Below are 21,962 nucleotides of genomic sequence, written 5' to 3' on the forward strand. Positions count from 1 at the left end.
CCAATCGAGTATCGACGAACTCATACAAACGAGTGTAAAATAGCATAAAAAAACAGAGCAGAATATCTGCTCTGAAAAAAGTCTAACTTTTTGGGGTCACTATACGTAATCACCATAGCCTTTTTGATTACCTTAAATACCGCTTATCCTTCCCAATGACAAGCTTTCAAATCAACTTGTATTTCACTTTTCATCGGGACATCTTCCGCTTCGAGCAAGCCTCTTTGTTCTTTCCAACCTGGAGCCAGCCTACCGGCATGATTGACTACTCGGTGACATGGATACCTTCCATAGAACTCAGCCATACTCAACACTCTTCCTACAAGACGAGCATTCTTTTCTCTACCAATCAATCTGGCAATCTGACCATACGTCGCAACTTTTCCTTCTGGAATCTCATCGACCACGGAAAGCACTTCATAAATCAAATCTTCATTCAAAATCTGGCTCATTTATTTACCTCACAGCCTTTAAACTACTCTTTCTTACTGCTATAGGGTAGTCACTTTTATTTCCAATCGTTCAACCACTTGTTTTCTTACTTTAGCTTTCTTCAGGGTAATACACGATAAAGCTTTTTGGCTTCACTTTTGCTAAACTCTTTGGTAATTCTTCAAGTTGTGGATGCCAAGCAACAGTTCCTTTTCTTGCACTCATAATCACAACAATGTCATCATTATTTAGATTGTGCACATACGACTCCCTTAGAGCTTCCCAATTATCAATTTCTTTTATTTCAAATGGTGGATCAGGTTGAATGTTCTCTATAGAGTTTTGATAAGAATTTTTAGACTCACCGACTACCAATACGAGTAAAAACGCACTTAATCGTACTGTCAATGTTTTAATTCTTTCTAACGCCTCTCTGTACCCGCCCTTGTGATCTGCCCCACGAGGTACGATCAAAACAATTCTTCTCGTTATTTCCAGTGGATGATCTAATTTCGTTACCAAGATAGACTGACTAGTTTGTTCAACGACCCGATCAATAATATTTCCAAACATTTGATTGAATTTTCTTTCGGCATTCCAACCAATGACAACGGTATTGATGCGTCTTTCAGCTATCGCTCTAATGATACCATTGGATACGTTCTGATCTACTCTTGTCATAGGAAGAAGAGGAATTTCAGCACCTGATGCATATATAAGTGCGTGTCCTAACATTTTTTCAGCACTTGCTACACCCTCATGAGCGGAATTCAAATCTTTTTGTACTACTGTCAGAGGATGAAGTGTTTGCTCATTTATACTGGATTCTCTAATCATATTTGCCAGGTCAATCAAAGATTCCATCGTTTGAAGATTGGCTAGTGGAATCAAAATACGTTCTGGCTCTGAATCTTTTTCACGCTTACTTGGTTGTCTCTCTTCTTGTAAAGCCAATTTTCTACCATATTTCTCCACAAAATAAGATCCAAAGAAACAGGTCAGTAAAATCATAATAATAACCGCGTTGACCGTTATTTGATCTAGCAGTCCTACTCTATATCCTACCAGTGTAGAGGCCAGTGTTGCTGCTGCTTGTGGCGTTGTTAACCCAATCATTACATTCCGTTCTACAGGTGAATACCCATAAACTTTACTAACAATTAGCGGAGCTGCTGCTTTTCCAATAAACACGGAAACAACGATTGCAATCGTCACGAGCCAAGCCTTAGGATTATTGAATAGTACACTTAAGTCCATCAGCATTCCTACTGATAACAAAAAGAAAGGAATAAATATCGCATTTCCTAAAAAACGAATACGGTTCATTAAAGTCCCATAGTCGAGTACAAATCGATTCAACGCTAAACCAGCCAAAAAAGCCCCAATCAATGGTTGCATTCCGATTAGAATTGCCAAGGAGCTGGAAAAGAAGAGAACGACCATCACAAATGAGAACGTAGTAATTCCTTCATTCTCCGAATTTCTAAAATACCACTTGGATATTTTTGGAATACCCAACATAATCAATAAGACAAATCCGGTCAGTGATAAGAGCATGGTTATCCAAAACCGCAAGGATAATTGTCCTTCTGTAGAGCCTGTTATAATCGCTAAGATTAACAAAGCAAACGTATCTGTTAAAAGTGTACCACCTACAGCAGTAGTCACAGCCTTATTTTTAGAAATTCCCATCACACTTGCTATAGGATAGGCCAGCAACGTATGTGATCCAATAATAGAACCTAGCAGAATGGATCCGGTCAAAGTGTAACCCAAGAGAACTCCCACAACCGCACCTAAAATCAGCGGTATGTTAAAAGATAGCGTCCCAAACAAGACACTTCGATTACGATACTTCTTGAAGCCATCAATATCTAATTCCAGACCAGCAATAAAAATGATAAATAACAATCCTATATTACCTAACAACTCAATAGTCTGGTCCCTTTCTAAAATATTGAATCCATAAGGACCAACGATAATACCTGCAAGTATGGGGCCGATTATACCGGGTATTTTAAATTTTTTCATAATTAAGGGTGAAATAAAAAATAGTATCATTGCGGAAGCAAAGATTAAAACAGGTTCTTCAATTGGTAATTGCATCAAACTATCCTTCACTAAGACTACCAAAGTAGAATTTAATAAGAATATATACTAACATAATTTTCAGCCTCCGCAAACGAGTTTACACAAATAATATAACAGTCTAATACTTGTTATATAGTATATGAAGTATATAAACGCTTTTGTTTAAGTTCTTTCATTTTCAATGTCCCATTTTCTGTGTTAAAAATAACTTGCAGATCTTTAATGGAAAATACTCAACAAAGGAGAATTTAATCATGGTAAAAGAGTTTGATGTAGTGGTGATTGGTAGTGGGGTTTCCGGAATGGAAACGGCTTCCAGCCTAGCAGCTGAAGGTAAAAGCGTTGCTATAATAGAGGAAAGCTTATGGGGCGGGACTTGCCCAAACCGAGGCTGTGATCCAAAAAAAGTACTCGTATCAGCGGTTGAAGCTAGAGATCATGTCAACCAATTACAGGGAAAAGGACTCAATTCAGCTCCTAAAGTAAACTGGCCAGAACTGATGGCTTTTAAAGAGACCTTTACTTCTCCCGTTCCTAAACAAATGAAGAGTAGTCTTGAATCTTCTGGTGTAAAAGCTTTCACTGGGAAAGCGGCCTTCATCGACGAAAATCTTTTAGAGGTAAATGGTGACGAATTGAAAGCAGACCACTTTATCCTCGCTGCTGGTGCAAGACCTTCTATATTAGATATTGAAGGAAAAGAGCACTTTTTGACCAGCGACGATTTCTTATCTCTTCCAGAAATGCCTGAAACCATCACCTTAGTAGGTGGAGGGTATATCGCTTTTGAATTTGCCGCGATTGCTAATGCAGCTGGTTCTAGAGTTCATGTGATTCAGCACAATGATCGACCGCTTAAAGACTTTGACCAAGAACTTGTCGACCAGTTGGTTAAACAACTTGAAGCTAAAGGTGTTAAATTCCATTTCAATGTAGATATTTCTAAAGTTGAAAATACTTCTATCGGTTACGCGTTAACAGACGACTCTGATTTTGAATTAAATACGGATTTAGTCTTTTGTACGACCGGAAGAATGCCGAATACAGATAGGTTGAAACTTGAAAATGCGGGTGTGGAGTACGACAAGAAAGGTATTAAGGTCAATGAGCATCTTCAATCAAGCAATCCAGCTATTTTTGCCATCGGAGATATCTTATCTAAGAGCCAGCCGAAACTGACGCCTGTGTGTACCTTCGAGGCTAATTACGTTGTCTCATACATGACGGGAAAAACGACAGAACCGATAGCTTATCCAAGTATTCCTACAATGGTATTTTCTGGTCCTAAATTGGCTCAAATCGGTGTTATGGTTGATAAAAGCAATGATGACTACGAATTGTCTACAATTGACGCTACTCAGTGGTTCAATTACCGTAGAACCAACGAACCTATTTCAACAATCAAAATTGTAAAAGACAAACAATCCGGATTATTAGTCGGTGCAGCTTGCTTGAATAACGCAGCAGACGAATTGATCAACTACTTCAGTCAATTAATCGAGCAAAAAGTTTCAGCTAGTGAACTTGCTAGTCACATCTTTGCTTATCCAACCCCTGCTAGTGATTTGCCTTCTATTTACTCTTGATAGAAACAAAAGAAAATGTCGATTCTCTAAATGAATAGGGAATCGACATTTTTAATTTGTTCATATATTACATATCATTTGGACGTTACTTAAAGATATTTTCTTTTCAGCAGTTCTTCAAACCGATTGGGTTCAACAGGTTTTGAGAAGAGATAGCCTTGACCGATATCGCATCTACTTTCGATTAGTTTCTTCAACTGATATTCTGTTTCTATCCCTTCAGCTACTACCTTGAGTTTCAAATTTTCACCTAAAGTAATAATGGTTTTTACCATAGCCAACTGATTCGCATTACGGATATCCGTTATAAAAGATTTATCTAGCTTAATGGTATCAATCGGTAATTGTTGAATGACGTTTAAAGATGAATAACCTGTTCCAAAGTCATCAATGGCAATTTCTATACCCATTTCTCTAATTTGATGCAGCACTTCACTCGTTTCGCTCGTATTTTGCATAATGCTTTCCGTGACTTCTATTTCCAAATAACGAGGCTGTAAACCAGATTCTTCAAGTGCGTTTTCAATCATCGTCAAGAGTCCACCGTGCTGAAATTGCTTAACTGATACATTGACGCAAACTCGTATTGCTGTCAATCCTTTTTCTTGCCAAGCTTTATTTTGCTTGCAGGCATTTCTCAGAGCCCATTCTCCTATGGCTACGATTTGTCCAGTTTCTTCTGCGATCGGAATAAACTCATTAGGAGAAATCCATCCAAATTCCGGGTGATTCCAGCGGAGTAAAGCTTCCATTGCAATCATTTCTCTAGATACTAAGTCTACCTTTGGCTGATAATACAACTTGAACTGATTTTCTTCTAGCCCTTTCCTTAGATCACTTTCAATCCTTAGTCTACGACCCATTACCTCTCTTAAATCATCATCATAATATTTAAATCCATTCTTTCCACTATCTTTAGCTAAATACATTGCTGTATCCGCAAATTTGAATAGTTCTTCGTAGGACCTACCATTTTTTGGAAAAACACTGATACCAATACTAGCTGTAAGGCTGACTTCATAATCATTGATCTTGAAAGGTTTTTGAATATTTTGCAAAATATTTTCCGCTACGCCCTTACATTTTGAATCTGTTTCTTGCACAATGATGACTGCAAATTCATCTCCACCCAATCTAAACACTTGCATATCAGGCGCAAGAACTTCTTCTATACGTTTTGCAGCTTTTATTAAGATTTCATCTCCAATTTGATGGCCGAGTGTATCGTTTGCAACTTTGAATCGATCGAGATCAATCAATAACAACGAAATTTCTTGATTCTGCTCTCTTACTCTTTCCATTTCAAGCTCAAGTGTCTCTGTAAATTTAGCACGGTTGCTTAGATTCGTTAGGGGGTCATGATAAGCTAGATAACTGTATTCATCTATTAACTCCCTGTTTTCTTTTATGGTAAATAGCTGACGGACAATAATCATTCCTATTACAATCAATACGCCAAAGCTGAGCGCATTCAAAGTCCAGTCATAACTATTGATAACGAGAACGATCAGTACCAATGTACTAATGTAAGGATTAATGACTACATATTGTAGATTAAAATCTTCAGTAGATACGTCTTGTACTTCTCTACTACTCTTTGCATAATATCCTGTGAGACCAAGTAACCATGTCCCAATAAGCCAGAAATAATTAACCAAGCTTCCTGGATAATAATGATTGTAGGTCTCTAAATAGGAAAAATACGTGTCTCCAGTAATGGTCATCAAAAAACCTACTATAAGGAACAACATAACGGTGTTTTCTATTTTTTTATGAACCAGATAGTAAAGAATAAATATCATCAATAGGATGCTCAAATTTATAGTTGGATATATCAAAGTTATAACAATCGCTGTTAGTGAATTTTCTGCATAATTCACTGTCGGTTCTATCAGATAATAAGTCGTTATCGACGCTGTAGTAATCATAAAAATCAGAATATTGAAAAAATAGACTTTCTTGAATTTGGTCGTATTGATCCCCCTAATACGGTAAAATAGAGCGATCAGGTAAATGATTCTAGCTAATAACCAAAAAAAGAATTCGACACTTGTAGATAAAAATTCTCCATTTATAATTTGCATCATTAGCCAAAGGGAGTTTCCAACAAGATAGAACACCGTACCTATACTCAATAAATACCAAAACTTCTTTTGCTGACTATGCGTTTCTTTATACGCTTTATAGAATTGGGTAAGACAAAATACTACTGCTATCGTTTGAAGGACAAGAATGTCTAGGCTTGCCAACCATTCATTGCTTCTAAATAGGATATTCCATCCTATTAATAGAAATACATTTACCAATATAAATCCAATGATGTATCGTTTTTCTTTTAGTATTGTCACTTCCTCAACCCCTAAATTTGACATACCTTTTTCAAATAATCGTTTTTTATTTTTTATTTAAGAGTACTTTTGATAGAATTCAAAAATTCAAAAGATCTTAACTATTATTATACAGCAAGCGCTTCAAAATGTAGTTTAATCAACATTATATTCAAAATGATTATCGGATAGACAAAAAAAGGAAACTCCGTAAATCTTTGGAGTCCCTTTTGAAATGAAACTTTATCTTGTTCAATCGAAATTTCTTTTATTCTATTTTTTCAACACTTTTCTGATTAATCTGCATAGGATCGCTTTCCATAAATCCACCTTCATATTCAATCCGCACGACGTCTCCTGTTTCCCAGTCTTCTCCTGCTGGCAAGGATACGCTAATTTCTGCTCCATTAGGATATCCAGAAAGATCTTCTGCAAGAACGACTGCATTGTTTTCATTAAGAGAAATAATCTTAGCTATAAATTCTCCAGTAGAATTTTGTATTGGTTCTTCTCTAGGTGCTTCTATTTCTATATCTGGCCTATTTGAAGCGGCATCTTCTGACTGACAAGCAAAAAGAACTAAACTGCAGATTGTTAATAATAAAAGTTTCATTACATACTCCTTGTATACTTTGTTTAGATGACTATGATTTTATTAGTCGCTTTATATAAGAACATAACTTGTAAACAGCATAAACAACAGAAGCGACTACAAAGCTTCCATAACTTGATGTCAGAATGATTGTCGATATACTTTCACCCGAGCTTAAAGAAAGCATCAAAAAGTATACTACAAACGTAACGGTAAATACCTTAGCCCCTTTACTCAATTCAAATCTTTTCATCGCTATGATTCCTTTCCCTCATCTGCACTTCTCAAATAGTAAATTCAAAGGTAGCATCTTTAGCAAAAATCGTTTTATACATTTTGAATACTAAGTCATATTCGGATACATCATCAGGAAGAGCCGGAGATATAATAAAGGTATTCGTTATACTGCCTGGGACACCTCCGCCTCCATCGTTCCTGCAATCAAACTCTTGATCTCTTGCTTTAATTGAAAGTTCTAAGTGCTCCTCAGGGTAATTCCATTCAGATACGTCGCCGATGATTTTATCACTGATATTTAACTCAACCACACTGACATTTTCAAACTGACGAATCAGAGTGACAAAATAAAATACATCCTCTTTCTCAAAAGCTTTCAAGATAGGAATATTCTTAAGGAAATTCTTTGGTTCCACCTTAGGTTTATATAAGTTCTCATTTAACAAGTCTGAAAATATCGTATTTAGAAACTCTTCATCAAAACCATATTTTTCTGACCAGTCTGTAATAAATTTTCTAGTCGGAAAACTTGGGGTATTATCCGATAGTTCTTTGCGCTGTTTCATTAACTGACAAATTTGATTATCTATCGCTACAAGCTTTTCATCATAATGTTCAGTCGGCGGTTCAAATGTCCATGGCTCCATTGTATTAGCTCCTTTTAAATCAATTAGTCATTCCAGATCGATATACTTTTGTTTATTGCACATAGAATCATTTATCTAAGTTCAAAACTTAGAATCGTTTTTCCAGTAACGAATTCTCCATCTTTCCATAAGTACTGAAGAGCATATTGTTTTCCTATTTCTTCTTCGCCGACATCAATCGTTATCTCTCTACTATCTGAGATAGTCGTTTCGCTAATTATTTCAGAGGTATCATTTGCATTGGCCTTAACTAAACTGATTTCAGTAGGTTGTGGGTCCATTGTACTCCAATCCACTAGAATGCTATCTCCTAAATTTACAATTCCTGAATGTACATTAGGAAAGTGATACGTCGCATCTTCTTCTTCAACACCCCAGAAGACTTCTTCGTACATGTAGTCAAATTCCATCTGCTCATCGTAGCCTGCATTAATCCGTTTTACAGAAGGAACTTCTGTATGCAAAACTGGGACTACTTCTTCATTTTGGATAATGGGTTCTTCTATGCTTTCCATATCATTGACCTCTTGCTGGCTTTCTTCTACTACAGCCACTTCTTCTAAACTTGAACAAGCCGATAGAGTTGTTAGACTGAGTAGCGTTAATACACTGCTCACTATTTTGCTCATTTTAGTTCCCCCGTACAGTTAACTCTTTTTATGTAAAGTCGTTCTTATACTTATTTTATCTGAGTAATACGATTTTTACTAGTAGAGAAAGATTAAGATAGTATAAAACACATTATTTTTCAGGAATTGAAAAATAATGTGTTTCTCTATAGTCACTTATGCTCATAATGCTTTTTTGAAGACCTTATTCAATCTTCTCTTTCTACTTACGTGCTTTATTTACTTTTAAATTTTTCCCTTTAATTGTACGATTTTGCATTTCAGAAATGACGTAAGGTCCTTTACCATTCATGATTTCGATATAGGTCACATTTTCCTGAATCGTGATAATACCGATATCTTCTGCTGACACATCTCTAATACTCGTTAACGTGCCTACGAAATCAATAGCGCGCAGTTTTTTCTTTTTCCCACCGTTAAAGTAAACCTTCGTGATATCTTTATTCAACTCTTTATTACGGGCAATTTTAGGTGCCACTCGTGTATTTATTTTCTTTTCAAAAGCCGCTTTCGCACGTGTAACTGCACGCTCGTTAGGCGCCGTTATTTCCGTAAGCTCTTGATTACCATCGAATGTATAGTCACGAACTTCCTGCCAGCGTCTTCTGTCAGCGTTACTAACCATCGTTAAGGCTAATCCTGTTTTGCCTGCGCGACCCGTTCGACCTGTTCGGTGCGTATAGCTCTCTTTTTCAACAGGAACGTCATAGTTGACGACATGTGTCACGTTATCAATATCAATTCCACGAGCAGCTACGTCAGTTGCTACCAAGTAACGCAGTTTCCCAGAGCGGAATTCATCCATTACATCTAAGCGATCATCTTGATCCATACCGCCATGTAACTTATCAATTGGTAGACCAGCTTTGTCCAAATAGCTGACAACACTATCTACCGCATCTTTGGTGTTACAAAAGATGATACAAGCATCTGGGTTCTCAATCGTTAACAAGTCTAACAGCAGTTTTTCCTTAGCGGACTCTTCTACGTTAATATAAGAGTGTAAAATCTTAGGCGTGTTCTCCACTGAAGATTCCATTTTCACAGAAGCACGGTCATCCTTCATATAAAAGCTAGCTAAACGATTGATTTCTGATGACATCGTCGCAGAAAACAGCATCGTTTGACGTTCTGTTGGTAGATGACCGATAATTTCTTCAACTTGTTCGATGAAGCCCATATTTAGCATTTCATCTGCTTCATCTAAAACCAAGCTGCTGATTTTATCGACTACTAATGTGCCTTCTTTTAAATGTTCTAAAATACGGCCTGGAGTACCGACAACAATGTGGCTTTTTTGTTTCAGTTCAGATTTCTGTATTTTGAAAGGTGACTTCCCAAATACTGCAGTAACTTTTATCCGCTTCAATCGACCGACATTCATAAGATCGTCTTTGATTTGTAATGCTAATTCTCGAGTTGGAACCAAAATCAAAGATTGCGGCTTATTCTCTTCCCACTCTACTTGTTCACAAAGCGGAATACCAAAGGCAACGGTCTTACCACTACCTGTCTGAGACTCAACAATAACATCCTGTTTCTCTAAGGCCAATGGAATAACGGCTTCCTGTACCGCTGTCGGGTGAAAGTAACGTAAACTCGTTAGTGCCTTTGTTATTTCGGGGCTAATTTCAAATGTTTCAAATGATGGCTTATTCATATTTTCCTGCTTTCTTTTTTTCGCTGAATGGTTATAACAGACTCTTCTGTAGTCTAGAGTTTACCATTCTAATAGGCATCTATAAACGTTTTTATCGTAAATTAAAAACAGAAACTCAGTTATGACTAAGTTCCTGCTTACGATCCATTTAATAAACTCTTGTATGTTTTCAATAAATGTATGCAACTATAGACTAATTTATGGTGTTTACCAAGCAATAAGCGTAGTATTGCTATCAATTTCATCTTCCAAGTAACTCACATTTTCATATCCTAAGATGATTGCCTTTGTATATAAGTTTTCAATAATCATCTGGTTCTTAGAGTAGATAGTAGTGTAAGAAGAATCTACCAGATTCAATACAAACTGACAGTCACTTTCCAGAAATTCTTCGTACGTTGCGACTTCTTTTGCATCTGAATTCTTAGGAAAACCTTTTAAGTCACAAAAAATCAGATAGTACTCTTGTTTTGAGATCAATTTGTACAGTTTTTCTCCACTTATTCCCTCCATTTGCCAGTCTATAGGGAAAAGAGACTCTCCGATTGTATGATTTTGAATTCTATAAGATTCTCCTCCACCGATCCACCAGTTCATATCCTTTAAATTTGTTTCCTCTAGAATATCAAGTAGATGCTGTCCATAATTATTGTGAATTTCAAACGCTAATCCTTTCATCTCATCACTCCTCTACTTGTTTTTATTTATGTACTTCTTTTATGAGTACTACCACTTTTCAGCATCACATTAATTCATTTATTCTATTATCACTTTCGGTGTGAAAGATTTGGGTATTAACTTTCACTTATTGTACTTATTCATGCTAGAATAAAGGTAATAAATTATTGGAGGATGATAGTATGAACCAAAAACTTGTTGAAATTTGTTTACGCATTAGAGATCTTGAGGCTACTTTAGACTTCTACACGAATCTATTTGATTTTGAAGTTGCCAGCCACAGAAAATTCCCTGAAAATAAATTTGATTTAGTTTATCTAAACTCTCCTGGTTCTTCTGTACAAATTGAGCTTACTTACAATTACGATGCAGATCCATACACTGTAGGAGATGGCTTCAGTCATTTAGGTGTAACTGTTGGTGACTTAGAAAAAATGCATGAAATTTGTAAAGCTTCTGCATACGAAACTGGTGAGTTAAAAGGACTTTCAGGTGGCACACCATCTTATTTCTTCGTGACTGACCCTGATGGTTACCGTATTGAAGTAAAACGCGAAAAATAATTTTTGAATAGTATAAAAGTAAGCATATTGGAGACAACCATTATGCTTACTTTTTTTGTATGATTATTTTACATATATAACCACTACTTATGATAAGATTCTCTGTAGTATGTCTAAATGAGGATTTTTATACTTTATTGTGGTGATATAGATATTCAAAATTAATATTAACTTTTCAAAACTTCCTATAATGGATTATCTTAACTTCTCTGTATTTTCACTCACGGCTTTTTTAATTCGTCTTGCTATTGTTTAAGATGTGTAAGATCTAAATTTTTTATACTTAAATTAACTAAAAGATTAAAATTGAAAATTTGATTAAAACCTATTGTACTTATTAACAAAATAACTAGCTGTACTTTCAAAATCGCCATATACAAATTTTTTATTTATTTGTAATAAGTCTAGCATTTCTCCAATATTAAATTTTGAGTCGGTTATTTTAATAATGTGATTCGACTCAATACTTTGAACTGTGTATTCTCTATAACCATGAGACTTGGATGGAATTCGTTCGAAATAATTTTGATATATAAATATTCCTTTTTGGTTAATACCTCTTTTAAAATTTAATATTGGCTTGTATGTCATAGGTAGTAAACCATTTATATATTTCGGCCACTTACTTTCAAGGTTTAGTAGCACTCTAAAATAACGCAAGTATAACAAGTAAGCTGTCACATTATGATTAGGAGAATTATTAAAAATAGTCTTTTCTATATCTTTTCGCATCATGTTATCATATATTGGCACATGGATAGAATATTTATTTTCTTGATTTATACATTCTATTTCACTAAAAATCTCATCCTCAATAGTCATGATTTCAGTTGAATCATAAAGGATTTCTCTATTTTTCATTTGTTTGAAATGCTGTAAATCATTATTTAATCGTTTGAACCTTCTATAAAACTCTTTTGGGTGGTTTTCCTCAAAGTAACGAAATTTATGAATGATTTTTTCTAATATATTTAGATCATCTGAAAAAGTAAGTTCAAAAATACTACCTTCATCGATAGCATATTCTTCAATAAAATCCGTCATATCTAATAATGGTGTATTTAAAATGTGTATATATCCAGGTGTGGTCATATTTTCTTGATTTGAAACCGCAAAATACAATGCGATTAATGGATTTTCAGTAAAGTCTAACAAGTTCGTAGGTATTCCGTGATGCTGACAAAAAGCTAGAAATCTTTTTCTAGTATCGTTATTTATATCGTTCCAAACTTCGTATTTAAAATCTTTAATAATTCTTTTGAACGGATAACCTTGATGTAATGATCCCTTTTCTAATAAATCCATCCTAAAAGCCGTAGAATCCATTTTATCGTAAAACTTAGATTGACCTCGGTAATATAGTGGATAATCGCTTTCTTCTTGTAACTTTTTAATTAAATCAATATATTGAGAAACACTATTAACTTCATATAACAATACTTACTAACCTCCTATCTGATATACTCCAATTTCAAAAAAAAAAACAACCCCACTCCTTGCTACTTTACTACTTTACTACTTTACTACTTTTAATATATTTTACGCTAATCCTACTTTAAATAACTTCTGTATATTAATGACCAATGTTATTTCGAATAACCTTTGTTCTTCTACAATGAAATATCTATTTCTTTTTTTCGTCTCTAACAACGATAATTTTTATATCTTTAATAAGAGAATATGTCCCTATCAGCTTATTTATGATGATCCTTTATAAATAAATACTTGATTACTACTAAACAAAAAGTATTAAATTAGAAAATCTCAAAAATTAGTTCCTTAAGTGCTTCTGTAGTAAATAATCCCCTACATTATCATGATCTGAAAATAGTGTGGCCTTAGTAATTCCAATTTTTTGTAATTCTTTAAATATTTTTGCTTTATTATTTATTAACACTTTATTATCAGCTTTAATATTCATATTGAAAGCTTCCTCTATATTACTGTTATCAAATGCTAGCTGATAAATAAAAGCTCCATTTTGTATTTTCATTCTATCAAATGCCACATCGGACTTTACTAAAATATTTGGAAAGTAAAAACCTGTTTCATTATCAATACTTAATCTAGTTGATTTAATGTTTAAGCTTTCAGAAAGAATCAAATATTGTAATTTAAGACCAATTATTATAACTACTATTCGTCTAATTTTGTTATGGTCTGGAAAAATATTCTTATACTCTAAACTTTTTAAATAATTAGTTACAGTATGGTTTTCTCCAAAATCTAATTCTTGTTTGTATTCGTCCGCTTTGCTACCTATTATAAAAAATTTATTTTCAAGTTTTTTTATTAGATACTCAAACATATCGTATTCATTATCTGGCAATGATTTTAAAGAATTATACAAAACTTCTTCTGGAGTTAAATTTATATTGTCTAAACTTGTTAAGTATTTTCTTTTAATTAATCTTCTAATTTGATCTATAGTTTTCTTTAGAATAAAATCAAGAGATTTAAACTCTAGATCTATTAGGCTATTAAAAAGTTCGGGCAAAAAAATATTATCGCCTCGAATTAATTGTTTATAATCTAACTCTTCTGAGTTTTTCATTGCTTCTGTAAAATCAAGGAACTGTTTTTTTTCAAATATATGCACAATAGCTTTATTATTATCTCTTTTTCCACTTTTATCATAATTTTCTGTTGCACAAGCAAAATAAAGTGCCACTAGGGGATTAGAAGTAATATCTACAAGTGGAGTGGGTAACCCATGGTGTTGTGCATAATAAATAAAGTTTTCTCTTTCCACTGGAGAGAGTTCATGTGCTATTTCGAAATAATATTCTTTTAATAGTTCTTTATGATTGATTAATTTGCTATTTCCAAAAAGTTCTTTGTGTTTCCTATACGCTGATGCCAAAATACTTGAATAATTCTGACTGTTTTCTCCACGATAGAAGTATCTATTTTCGTCATAATCTTCGAGTAGATGAATAAACTCCTGAAGTGATTCAATCTCTTTAATTAGCACTTAAATTTCTCCTTATCTAGACTTTTAAACTACATTGAAGTTTAACTTGATGTTTAAAAATATAATTTAAGGCATCAATAATTACTACATTTACTTTTATAAAATAGTGAAATCTTTATATAAGAGTTATTTAATCGTGTTCTTTTTCGCAACTCTCACAGAAAGCTCCAAAAAGAGATCCTCTTGGATAAAATAGTCCACAGTCTGGACAAAGATCCCAATTGGAAGAACAAGATTCACAAATTCTCTCACCATTATTTTTAAAGTAATTAGCATGATTTTTATTGCATTCAGAACAAATTTCGTTATAATAAATTTTTTCGTCGTTATGTGGACTACTCGTTTCTACACAATCAACAATACTTAGATCAAAAAAATCGAAATTAATATTTTCAATTTCTAATAGTTCTTCTTCTTCTATATCACGCAAGATTGGTTGTTCTTCTTCTATCACATCGTTAACTGATTTTATAGGGATTGTTATTTGTATATTGAATGAAATCTTAACATCATACGCAAACGTAACATTCATATCATCATAAACTCGAACTTCTGCTTTAATGTCGCAAAGTGCTTCTGCAATTGATTCAATAATAAAATGATCAGAATTAGTATAGAGTACACTATCAATTATTTCAAATTTTGAAATATCCAAAACTTCAACATCATTTATTACGTCTGGAACATAATTTTGAAACTCACCATCGTGTATAAATGATGCGGTTAGTCCCAATTCTTCTTCTATTGATTCTATTTTGTTATGCTGATCTAGCAATTCATTTGCTTTTAATTCTGCATTTAAAGTGTATACATCTTTTAACACTCCAATTTTTTCTGTTATATTGTGTGTTTGGATTCGGTGAATCATCAAATTAAAAAAATCACCCGTAGATAACATCAAAAAATTGTCATCACTAAGTTCTGTCTCATTTACAAATTCTTCTACTAATAATGGATGCATGCTCAAAATTTTTCCTTGATTGTTTAAGGTCCACCAATCATCTTTTACATCACTTGTTATAAACAACACGGAGCTTTGATTTTCTTTTGCTTTTTTTAATATTTCTTTCCAAAGAACTAAATCCCCAAACTTATTGACTTTTGAAACATCTTCTTTATCTTTTTCTATGTCCCTATATCCTGGAGGAAATTCTAATCGAAATCGAACATCTCCTTCTGCAAAAATACTAATTTTTTCAAATTTTGTGAAACCTGGCCCGATTTTGCCATCTGAACGAAGCTCATCTATCAGTATTTTGGCATTATTTTCTTGGAAATATTCATAGCTAGCCTGAATTTGGCTTTCTATGCTTTCCTCATACTCTGTAGATATATCTTTTAATCGAGTTAGTTCTTCTCTGACTCGATTTTCTAAGTCATTTACTTGTGGATAAAAAAATTTTTTAGCATTTAATAATGATTTATTTAATTTTCTTTCAAGACTGTTAGCACTCTGTTCTACTCCAGTAGCTATCTTTTTAAATTGATTAAATTGAGCTTGGTATATTATTTCGTAATTTTTAAGGAATTCATCAGATACTTGTTTAGGAAGCCATATATTCTCAATTTCTTTTCGATAAATCTTCAATAAACTTTTTGAAGTATCCGGACTATATCTATATAAATCAAGTAGCGAGCTACTGTCAAGTACAATTATTGGGTTCATATCTTCCATAAAACTATTAAAATCTTCCGTATTAATCATTTATTTCCCCCTAAATCTTTATGTAGCAGTCTATCAGAGACTACTATTACTATAAACTTGTTTTTTATAAAATAAATTCTAAATTTACTTTTTAAATTATTTAGTTACTAGTAGCCTCAAAAACCTCATCTACTTATGATAAGGCTCATTCCTCATAATTCTAAAAGCACGGTAGATCTGTTCTATTAAGATCAATCTCATCAATTGATGCGGATACGTCATTTTGCCGAAGGAGATGGTTTCATCACTACGCTTCATGACGGCTTCGCTTAATCCTAGTGAGCCACCGATCACAAAGACAATGCTGCTATTTCCGTGCAGCATCAGTTGTTGGATTTCTTTGGAGAACGATTCCGATGAACGTTCTTTTGATTTGATCGCAAGCGAAAATACATAAGCCTGGTTAGGAATTTTTGCGAGGATTCTTTCGCCTTCTTTGTCTTTGACTTGCGTCATTTCGGCATCGCTTAATTCTTCTGGCGCTTTTTCGTCAGGAACTTCAACGATTTTGAATTTTGTATAAGCGCCTAGTCGTTTCGCGTATTCTTTTATACCTTCAATCAGATATTTCTCTTTTAACTTCCCTACAGAGATAATTGTAATATCCATTTTATGCCACCTTACTCGCCAAATTGGCCCATCATTTTTGATAAGAGATTTTTCAACTGTGAGATTTCTTCTTCTTCCAGACCACTCTGTTGAATAACATTTATAGGAATGGAGCCTGCTTTTTCTTCTGCTTCTTTTCCTTTTTTTGTTAAGCTAACCTCAACAACACGTTCATCAGCAGCCGAACGCACCCTTTTAATTAGACCGTGTTCTTCCATGCGCTTAAGCATGGGTGTTAACGTCCCTGAATCAAGAAACAGACGCTCCCCCATTGCTTTTACCGAGATTTTTTTTGTTTCCCATAATACAAGTAGTGCCAAGTATTGAGGATAGGTAATATCCAGCTCCTTTAATAAAGGACGGTAAATTTTTGTCATTTGTCTTGTTGTGGCATACAAAGAAAAGCACAACTGGTTTTCTAATTTTAATAGTTCGTTCGTCATGTTCATCACTCCTATCTTTGATTATAGCAATTTATAAAGTAAGTTTATATAGTTTGACTTCTTTAATTATATTGTGTACAATCTAATTGTAAGCAAATAAAAAATAAGGATAGGTGATTCAAATGTCAAACGCATTATACACTGCAACATCAACAGCAACTGGTGGACGTCAAGGACATGTCAAATCTTCAGATAACGTTTTAGATTTAGAGCTAACTGTACCTAAAGGACTAGGTGGACGAGGCGAAGAAGGCAAAACCAATCCTGAACAATTATTTTCTGCTGGATATTCAGCATGTTTCGATAGCGCACTTCAATTAGTCGCTGGACAAGCTAAGAAAAGAATCAATTCAACTGTAACTGCTGATGTAAGTATTGCAAAAGTAGACGAAGGCTTTGGATTAGCTGTTGAATTAACAGTAGAAATCGAAAACGTAACGCAAGAAGAAGCAGAAGAATTAGTTGAAAAAGCACACCAAGTTTGCCCTTATTCAAGAGCAATCGATGGTAACGTAGAAGTTAAGAAAACTGCAATCGCAAAATAAAACATATGACCCAACTATCCAAGACCTGACCTTGTTTCCTCAACAAGATCAGGTCTTTTTTTCCACCGTAATTCACACTTATACACAAAAGTTATACACATATACACAGGCTTGTTCCCCATATTTTCGCCTAATCATCCTTTTTAAGTGCTCTCTTTTAGCGTTTTTGTCCGTTCAAAATCAGCAGTTATACACAGCGTTCATTATGTTCTAACTTGTTAACTAAAAACTTTTAAACCTTATTAAAACAGCGTTTGTGTACTGAATACACACTTAATCAAATAAGTTACGCACAACCCTCTAGAATTTTGTGGATAACTTTATTCCTATCTATTTTACTGTCTTCTCAATCTGTATCTTATAGTTATCCACAATTTAAAATAGTTACGCACACCGTTATACACACTGTGTACAAAAAGACCTGCAGATTGATCTCTGCAGGTCTTTCTTATATTTTATAATACTTCGTTTGAAGCTCTCATATTGATGGTTGTGGTTTCTAATGTACCGTCTCTGTAATACTCTACTTCAACGTCGTCTCCGACTGTTGTGTTATAGATTTGTTGTCTTAATTCTACGCCATTTGTTACGTCCACGCCATTGAATTTCACGACAATATCATTTTGAGCTAGACCCGCTTCATCTGCGGCACTCCCACCTGTTACTTCAGCAATCACGACTCCACCTGCTATATCTTCCGGCACGTTGAGTACAGCTTCTCGTTGTTGTTGAGAAATCATCGCAAGATCGACCATGCCAATACCAAGTACTGGGCGTGTAATCTCACCTGAATTTTCTAGTTGGTTGATGATATCGACTGCATCATTACTTGGAATCGCAAATCCCATTCCTTCTACTGTTGAAGTCGAAATTTTCATTGAGTTGATTCCGATGACTTGTCCCGCTATATTGACAAGTGGACCACCTGAGTTCCCTGGGTTGATCGCTGCATCCGTTTGGATCGCTGTCATTTCCCAGTCATACGTTCCGTCTCCATCTGTATCCACCGGTACAGATCTTTCAACAGCTGAAACGATTCCTGAGGTTACAGATGAAGCAAAGTCTGTTCCTAATGGAGAACCAATCGCAACGGCTGGTTCACCGACTTTGAGGTTATTGGAATCTCCAAATTCCGCTACTGAGCTAATATCTTCTGAACTGATCGATAATACAGCCAAATCTGTCCATACATCCGCTCCGATGACTTCTGCTTGTACTCGTGTACCATCTTTCAAAAGAACGTCTACTGCGTCTGATCCGTCAATAACATGATTATTAGTAAAGACATACGCCGTGTCTCCATCTACTTTGTAAATGGCCCCACTACCAGTTCCGACTGTTTGAAGATCTTCTTGATCCTCTATTGAATCATCTTGCGTTCCTCCGTACCAGCCATAAGGATTTTGTGCGGCTTTTTGTAAGTTGATAACTGAAACGACCGCATCATCTATTGTACTGACTGCATCTGTAACACCGGAAGAAACATCTACTCTCATTTCTGAAACGGCTACATCGCCCTCTTCATTGACGTTTCCTGTCTGATTTTCGGTAACACCGTTATCTTGACTTTGATTCATTGCATCGCAACCGACTAGTAAAGTCGATGTCAATCCAACGACCATTAATGATTTTATATTTAATTTAGACATGTGATCATTCCTCTCTTCACCACTACTTGCTTTCGATATGATTGTACAATCTTCTTTTGAATTTTATTTGAACAAATATAGACTAAATCGCTCTATGTCAACCGTATTTTATCATATCTTGTGAAGAATCTATATTTTTTTGACTTTACATACTTTCTTTATAAAAAAGCATCAACTCCTCTCCTCAATGAATACAAGAAAGATGAGCTGACGCTTTTTAAAGTTGGTCTAAACGAGTCCTTGCGATAACATGGTTTGAACAACACGGTCAAATCCGGCAATATTCGCTCCAGCCATCAAGTTATCTTTCTCAGCATATTTAGTAGCTGTTTCACTACAAGCTGTATAGATGTTTTTCATAATAGATTTCAGTTCATCATCTACTCGCTCAAAGGACCAAGCCAGTCGTGCAGAGTTTTGTGCCATTTCAAGTGCTGAAACAGCTACTCCGCCAGCATTTGCTGCTTTTCCTGGACAATAAAGAATGTTTTGGTCTTGATAAAGATCGATCGCTTCCTTACTTGAAGGCATATTCGCGCCTTCAGCGACGATTTTAACACCTGCATCCGCCATTGTTTGTGCCAGTTCTGCATCGATCTCATTTTGGGTCGCACATGGTAAAGCAATATCATAAGATTCTTTAAGTGACCAGACAGAACCTTCCACGTAAGTTGCGTCAGGGTGTTGTTCTAGGTACTCTTTGATACGTCCGCGACGAACTTCTTTGATATCTTTTACTAGGTCCAAATCAATACCTTCTGGATCATAAATATAACCTGAAGAATCTGAACACGTTAATACAGTTGCACCCAATTCTTGTGCTTTTTGAATCGCATAGATTGAAACATTTCCACTACCAGATACCACGACTTTTTTGCCCTGGAAAGAATCATCTCTGTCTTCTAACGCATTCTGTACAAAATACACAAGACCGTAGCCTGTTGCTTCTGTTCTTGCCAGACTTCCCCATGAGCTGACCGGTTTTCCTGTTAACACCCCAGCAGAAAACCCATTTAACCGTTTATACTGACCAAATAAGAAGCCAATTTCTCTTCCACCTACGCCAATATCTCCAGCAGGCACATCAATGTCTGGTCCAATATGTTTCTGGAATTCCGTCATAAAGCTTTGACAGAATCTCATGACTTCCGCATCCGTTTTTCCTTTGGGATCGAAATCACTACCCCCTTTACCACCACCAATTGGGAGTCCTGTTAAGCTATTTTTGAAAATTTGTTCAAATCCTAAGAATCTTACAATACTTTCGTTAGTTGTTGGATGGAATCTCAATCCACCTTTATACGGTCCAATTGCCGAATTATATTGCACTCGGTAAGCACGATTCACTTGCCATTTGCCTTCATCATCTTGCCAAGGCACACGGAACTGAATCAGTCTTTCTGGTTCAACGATAAGAGAAAGAAGGTTTTTTTCAACAATCTCAGTATGATCATTCAAATACGGTTCAAGTGTTGGGAGAAACTCTTCCACAGCCTGAATAAATTCTACTTTTCCGGCGTGCTTTTCTTTTGTTTCACTTAGTACTTGATCAATGTATGCTTTTGCAGTCAACAGATTCACGTCCCTTTAAGGTTTTAAAATACTTTTCATCATTCTATCATAATTATCCGATTATAAGAAGATATTCGTTAATCAAATCCTCATATTCAAAAAAAGATAGAAGCAACTCCGTTTGGAATCGTTCCTATCTTTGTTTTAAAAGTTGCTTATAAATTAAATAATGGAGAAGCTTCAACAGGATCTGTGTCAAAAAGAGTGTACTTATGATTAACCCCTGTTCCTTTTTGCATCAAAATTTCTTCCACTGTAGAATAGGCAATCTCTTTTAAGTTGTTTTCTTTACTTAAATGTCCAAGGTAGACTCTTTCTGTATTATCTCCAACGATTTCAGCTAGTGCCAATGCACCGTCTTCGTTGGAAAGGTGTCCTTTGTCCCCTAATATTCTTTGTTTCAAAGACCACGGGTAACGTCCCATTCTCAGCATACTCAAATCATGATTGCTTTCAAATAAATAGGCGTTCGCATTCTTTATAAAGTCTCGCGTCCGGTCATTCACGTAACCTGTATCTGTCAGCATAACAAACCGTTTATTGTCTTTTTGGAATGTATAAAATTGCGGATCAACGGCGTCATGTGATACACCAAAACTTGAGACATCAATATCGCCAATCGTCATTGTCTTTTCCAAATCGAAATGATGCTTTTGTTCCAGCTTGATTTTACCTAGTTTAGGTTCCATTGCTGTCCATGTGTTTTTATTTGCGTAGATGTCTAAATCATATTTACGAGCCATGATCCCAACACCTTTTATATGATCGCTATGTTCATGCGTGACTAGGATGGCATCCAGCTCTTCTGGTCGACGGTCAATCTGCTTCAATAATTCAATGGCTTTTTTTCCACTGAACCCACAATCGACTAATAATTTAACTTTATCTGATTCGATATAAGTGATGTTTCCAGTACTCCCACTGGCCAATACGCTTATTTTCAGTCCAGACTGTTCAGATTCTAACATTTCCAAAATCCTCTCCGGTACTTGATCATTGTCTATCTTACAATAAAAAACGCCC

19 protein-coding genes are annotated in these 21,962 nt (G+C 35.0%); 3 read left to right on the top strand and 16 right to left on the bottom strand.

What is annotated here, in order from left to right; all coding sequences use genetic code 11:
- Positions 1 to 143: 143 nt before the first annotated feature.
- A complete protein-coding gene (locus ACFP65_RS00380) occupies positions 144 to 452 on the bottom strand; it encodes an MGMT family protein (RefSeq protein ID WP_379914824.1) in 309 nt (102 codons plus the stop codon).
- Positions 453 to 543: 91 nt separating this feature from the next.
- Positions 544 to 2,538 carry a cation:proton antiporter gene (locus ACFP65_RS00385; RefSeq protein WP_379914826.1) on the bottom strand — a complete coding sequence of 665 codons (1,995 nt, stop codon included), beginning with the start codon at positions 2,536 to 2,538 and terminating at the stop codon, positions 544 to 546.
- Positions 2,539 to 2,777: 239 nt separating this feature from the next.
- On the opposite strand from ACFP65_RS00385, the gene ACFP65_RS00390 reads away from it, so the two are divergent.
- Positions 2,778 to 4,109, top strand: a complete 1,332-nt coding sequence (locus ACFP65_RS00390) for a dihydrolipoyl dehydrogenase family protein (RefSeq protein WP_379914828.1) — start codon at positions 2,778 to 2,780, stop codon at positions 4,107 to 4,109.
- 89 nt (positions 4,110 to 4,198) lie between these two features.
- On the opposite strand, the gene ACFP65_RS00395 is transcribed toward ACFP65_RS00390, so the two are convergent.
- From ACFP65_RS00395 to ACFP65_RS00420, 6 genes are all read right to left on the bottom strand, one after another.
- Entirely contained in the window at positions 4,199 to 6,457 is a 2,259-nt protein-coding gene (locus ACFP65_RS00395) for a putative bifunctional diguanylate cyclase/phosphodiesterase (protein WP_379914830.1), read from the bottom strand.
- Between the two features lie 247 nt (positions 6,458 to 6,704).
- Complete coding sequence (locus ACFP65_RS00400) at positions 6,705 to 7,049, bottom strand: hypothetical protein (protein WP_379914832.1); 345 nt, start codon at positions 7,047 to 7,049, stop codon at positions 6,705 to 6,707.
- 263 nt (positions 7,050 to 7,312) lie between these two features.
- Positions 7,313 to 7,912, bottom strand: a complete 600-nt coding sequence (locus ACFP65_RS00405; protein ID WP_379914834.1) for a hypothetical protein — start codon at positions 7,910 to 7,912, stop codon at positions 7,313 to 7,315.
- Positions 7,913 to 7,983: 71 nt separating this feature from the next.
- Positions 7,984 to 8,541 carry a hypothetical protein gene (locus ACFP65_RS00410; protein ID WP_379914836.1) on the bottom strand — a complete coding sequence of 186 codons (558 nt, stop codon included), beginning with the start codon at positions 8,539 to 8,541 and terminating at the stop codon, positions 7,984 to 7,986.
- Positions 8,542 to 8,743: 202 nt separating this feature from the next.
- On the bottom strand, positions 8,744 to 10,201 hold the full coding sequence (locus ACFP65_RS00415) for a DEAD/DEAH box helicase (RefSeq protein ID WP_379914838.1): 1,458 nt from the start codon (positions 10,199 to 10,201) through the stop codon (positions 8,744 to 8,746).
- Positions 10,202 to 10,408: 207 nt separating this feature from the next.
- Positions 10,409 to 10,879: a DUF2691 family protein gene (locus ACFP65_RS00420; protein ID WP_379914839.1), complete on the bottom strand. Its 471-nt coding sequence runs from the start codon at positions 10,877 to 10,879 to the stop codon at positions 10,409 to 10,411.
- 182 nt (positions 10,880 to 11,061) lie between these two features.
- Between ACFP65_RS00420 and ACFP65_RS00425 the strand changes: the two genes are divergently transcribed.
- Positions 11,062 to 11,442, top strand: a complete 381-nt coding sequence (locus ACFP65_RS00425) for a VOC family protein (RefSeq protein WP_379914841.1) — start codon at positions 11,062 to 11,064, stop codon at positions 11,440 to 11,442.
- A gap of 318 nt (positions 11,443 to 11,760) precedes the next feature.
- On the opposite strand, the gene ACFP65_RS00430 is transcribed toward ACFP65_RS00425, so the two are convergent.
- From ACFP65_RS00430 to ACFP65_RS00450, 5 genes are all read right to left on the bottom strand, one after another.
- The gene (locus ACFP65_RS00430) at positions 11,761 to 12,879 is read right to left on the bottom strand and encodes an FRG domain-containing protein (RefSeq protein ID WP_379914843.1); all 1,119 of its coding nucleotides are present in this window, start codon (positions 12,877 to 12,879) and stop codon (positions 11,761 to 11,763) included.
- A 334-nt stretch (positions 12,880 to 13,213) separates the two neighbouring features.
- A complete protein-coding gene (locus tag ACFP65_RS00435) occupies positions 13,214 to 14,416 on the bottom strand; it encodes an FRG domain-containing protein (RefSeq protein ID WP_379914845.1) in 1,203 nt (400 codons plus the stop codon).
- A 130-nt stretch (positions 14,417 to 14,546) separates the two neighbouring features.
- Positions 14,547 to 16,121 (bottom strand): PIN-like domain-containing protein, encoded by a 1,575-nt coding sequence (locus tag ACFP65_RS00440; protein ID WP_379914847.1) that lies wholly within the window; start codon positions 16,119 to 16,121, stop codon positions 14,547 to 14,549.
- A 129-nt stretch (positions 16,122 to 16,250) separates the two neighbouring features.
- The gene (rlmH, locus tag ACFP65_RS00445) at positions 16,251 to 16,730 is read right to left on the bottom strand and encodes a 23S rRNA (pseudouridine(1915)-N(3))-methyltransferase RlmH (RefSeq protein WP_379914849.1); all 480 of its coding nucleotides are present in this window, start codon (positions 16,728 to 16,730) and stop codon (positions 16,251 to 16,253) included.
- 11 nt (positions 16,731 to 16,741) lie between these two features.
- On the bottom strand, positions 16,742 to 17,173 hold the full coding sequence (locus ACFP65_RS00450) for a MarR family winged helix-turn-helix transcriptional regulator (protein ID WP_379914851.1): 432 nt from the start codon (positions 17,171 to 17,173) through the stop codon (positions 16,742 to 16,744).
- 122 nt (positions 17,174 to 17,295) lie between these two features.
- Between ACFP65_RS00450 and ACFP65_RS00455 the strand changes: the two genes are divergently transcribed.
- Complete coding sequence (locus ACFP65_RS00455) at positions 17,296 to 17,718, top strand: organic hydroperoxide resistance protein (RefSeq protein WP_379914853.1); 423 nt, start codon at positions 17,296 to 17,298, stop codon at positions 17,716 to 17,718.
- Between the two features lie 455 nt (positions 17,719 to 18,173).
- Here ACFP65_RS00455 and ACFP65_RS00460 read toward each other — a convergent pair whose 3' ends face one another.
- The 3 genes from ACFP65_RS00460 to ACFP65_RS00470 form a co-directional block, all read right to left on the bottom strand.
- Positions 18,174 to 19,367: a S1C family serine protease gene (locus ACFP65_RS00460; RefSeq protein WP_379914855.1), complete on the bottom strand. Its 1,194-nt coding sequence runs from the start codon at positions 19,365 to 19,367 to the stop codon at positions 18,174 to 18,176.
- A gap of 228 nt (positions 19,368 to 19,595) precedes the next feature.
- The gene (gdhA, locus tag ACFP65_RS00465) at positions 19,596 to 20,942 is read right to left on the bottom strand and encodes an NADP-specific glutamate dehydrogenase (RefSeq protein ID WP_379915225.1); all 1,347 of its coding nucleotides are present in this window, start codon (positions 20,940 to 20,942) and stop codon (positions 19,596 to 19,598) included.
- Positions 20,943 to 21,094: 152 nt separating this feature from the next.
- Positions 21,095 to 21,907 (bottom strand): MBL fold metallo-hydrolase, encoded by an 813-nt coding sequence (locus tag ACFP65_RS00470; RefSeq protein WP_379914857.1) that lies wholly within the window; start codon positions 21,905 to 21,907, stop codon positions 21,095 to 21,097.
- Positions 21,908 to 21,962 lie beyond the last annotated feature (55 nt).

This window comes from Marinilactibacillus sp. GCM10026970, assembly GCF_042660675.1.
Classification (GTDB): domain Bacteria; phylum Bacillota; class Bacilli; order Lactobacillales; family Carnobacteriaceae_A; genus Marinilactibacillus.

Excerpts from the sequence above, each read along its gene's own strand:
- ACFP65_RS00390 (WP_379914828.1), top strand. The coding sequence starts at position 2,778 with ATGGTAAAAGAGTTTGATGTAGTGGTGATTGGTAGTGGGGTTTCCGGA.
- ACFP65_RS00450 (WP_379914851.1), bottom strand. The coding sequence starts at position 17,173 with ATGACGAACGAACTATTAAAATTAGAAAACCAGTTGTGCTTTTCTTTG.
- ACFP65_RS00440 (WP_379914847.1), bottom strand. The coding sequence starts at position 16,121 with ATGATTAATACGGAAGATTTTAATAGTTTTATGGAAGATATGAACCCA.
- ACFP65_RS00415 (WP_379914838.1), bottom strand. The coding sequence starts at position 10,201 with ATGAATAAGCCATCATTTGAAACATTTGAAATTAGCCCCGAAATAACA.
- ACFP65_RS00420 (WP_379914839.1), bottom strand. The coding sequence starts at position 10,879 with ATGAAAGGATTAGCGTTTGAAATTCACAATAATTATGGACAGCATCTA.
- ACFP65_RS00400 (WP_379914832.1), bottom strand. The coding sequence starts at position 7,049 with ATGAAACTTTTATTATTAACAATCTGCAGTTTAGTTCTTTTTGCTTGT.
- ACFP65_RS00380 (WP_379914824.1), bottom strand. The coding sequence starts at position 452 with ATGAGCCAGATTTTGAATGAAGATTTGATTTATGAAGTGCTTTCCGTG.
- ACFP65_RS00470 (WP_379914857.1), bottom strand. The coding sequence starts at position 21,907 with ATGTTAGAATCTGAACAGTCTGGACTGAAAATAAGCGTATTGGCCAGT.
- ACFP65_RS00405 (WP_379914834.1), bottom strand. The coding sequence starts at position 7,912 with ATGGAGCCATGGACATTTGAACCGCCGACTGAACATTATGATGAAAAG.
- ACFP65_RS00460 (WP_379914855.1), bottom strand. The coding sequence starts at position 19,367 with ATGTCTAAATTAAATATAAAATCATTAATGGTCGTTGGATTGACATCG.
- ACFP65_RS00425 (WP_379914841.1), top strand. The coding sequence starts at position 11,062 with ATGAACCAAAAACTTGTTGAAATTTGTTTACGCATTAGAGATCTTGAG.
- ACFP65_RS00455 (WP_379914853.1), top strand. The coding sequence starts at position 17,296 with ATGTCAAACGCATTATACACTGCAACATCAACAGCAACTGGTGGACGT.
- ACFP65_RS00410 (WP_379914836.1), bottom strand. The coding sequence starts at position 8,541 with ATGAGCAAAATAGTGAGCAGTGTATTAACGCTACTCAGTCTAACAACT.
- rlmH (WP_379914849.1), bottom strand. The coding sequence starts at position 16,730 with ATGGATATTACAATTATCTCTGTAGGGAAGTTAAAAGAGAAATATCTG.
- ACFP65_RS00385 (WP_379914826.1), bottom strand. The coding sequence starts at position 2,538 with ATGCAATTACCAATTGAAGAACCTGTTTTAATCTTTGCTTCCGCAATG.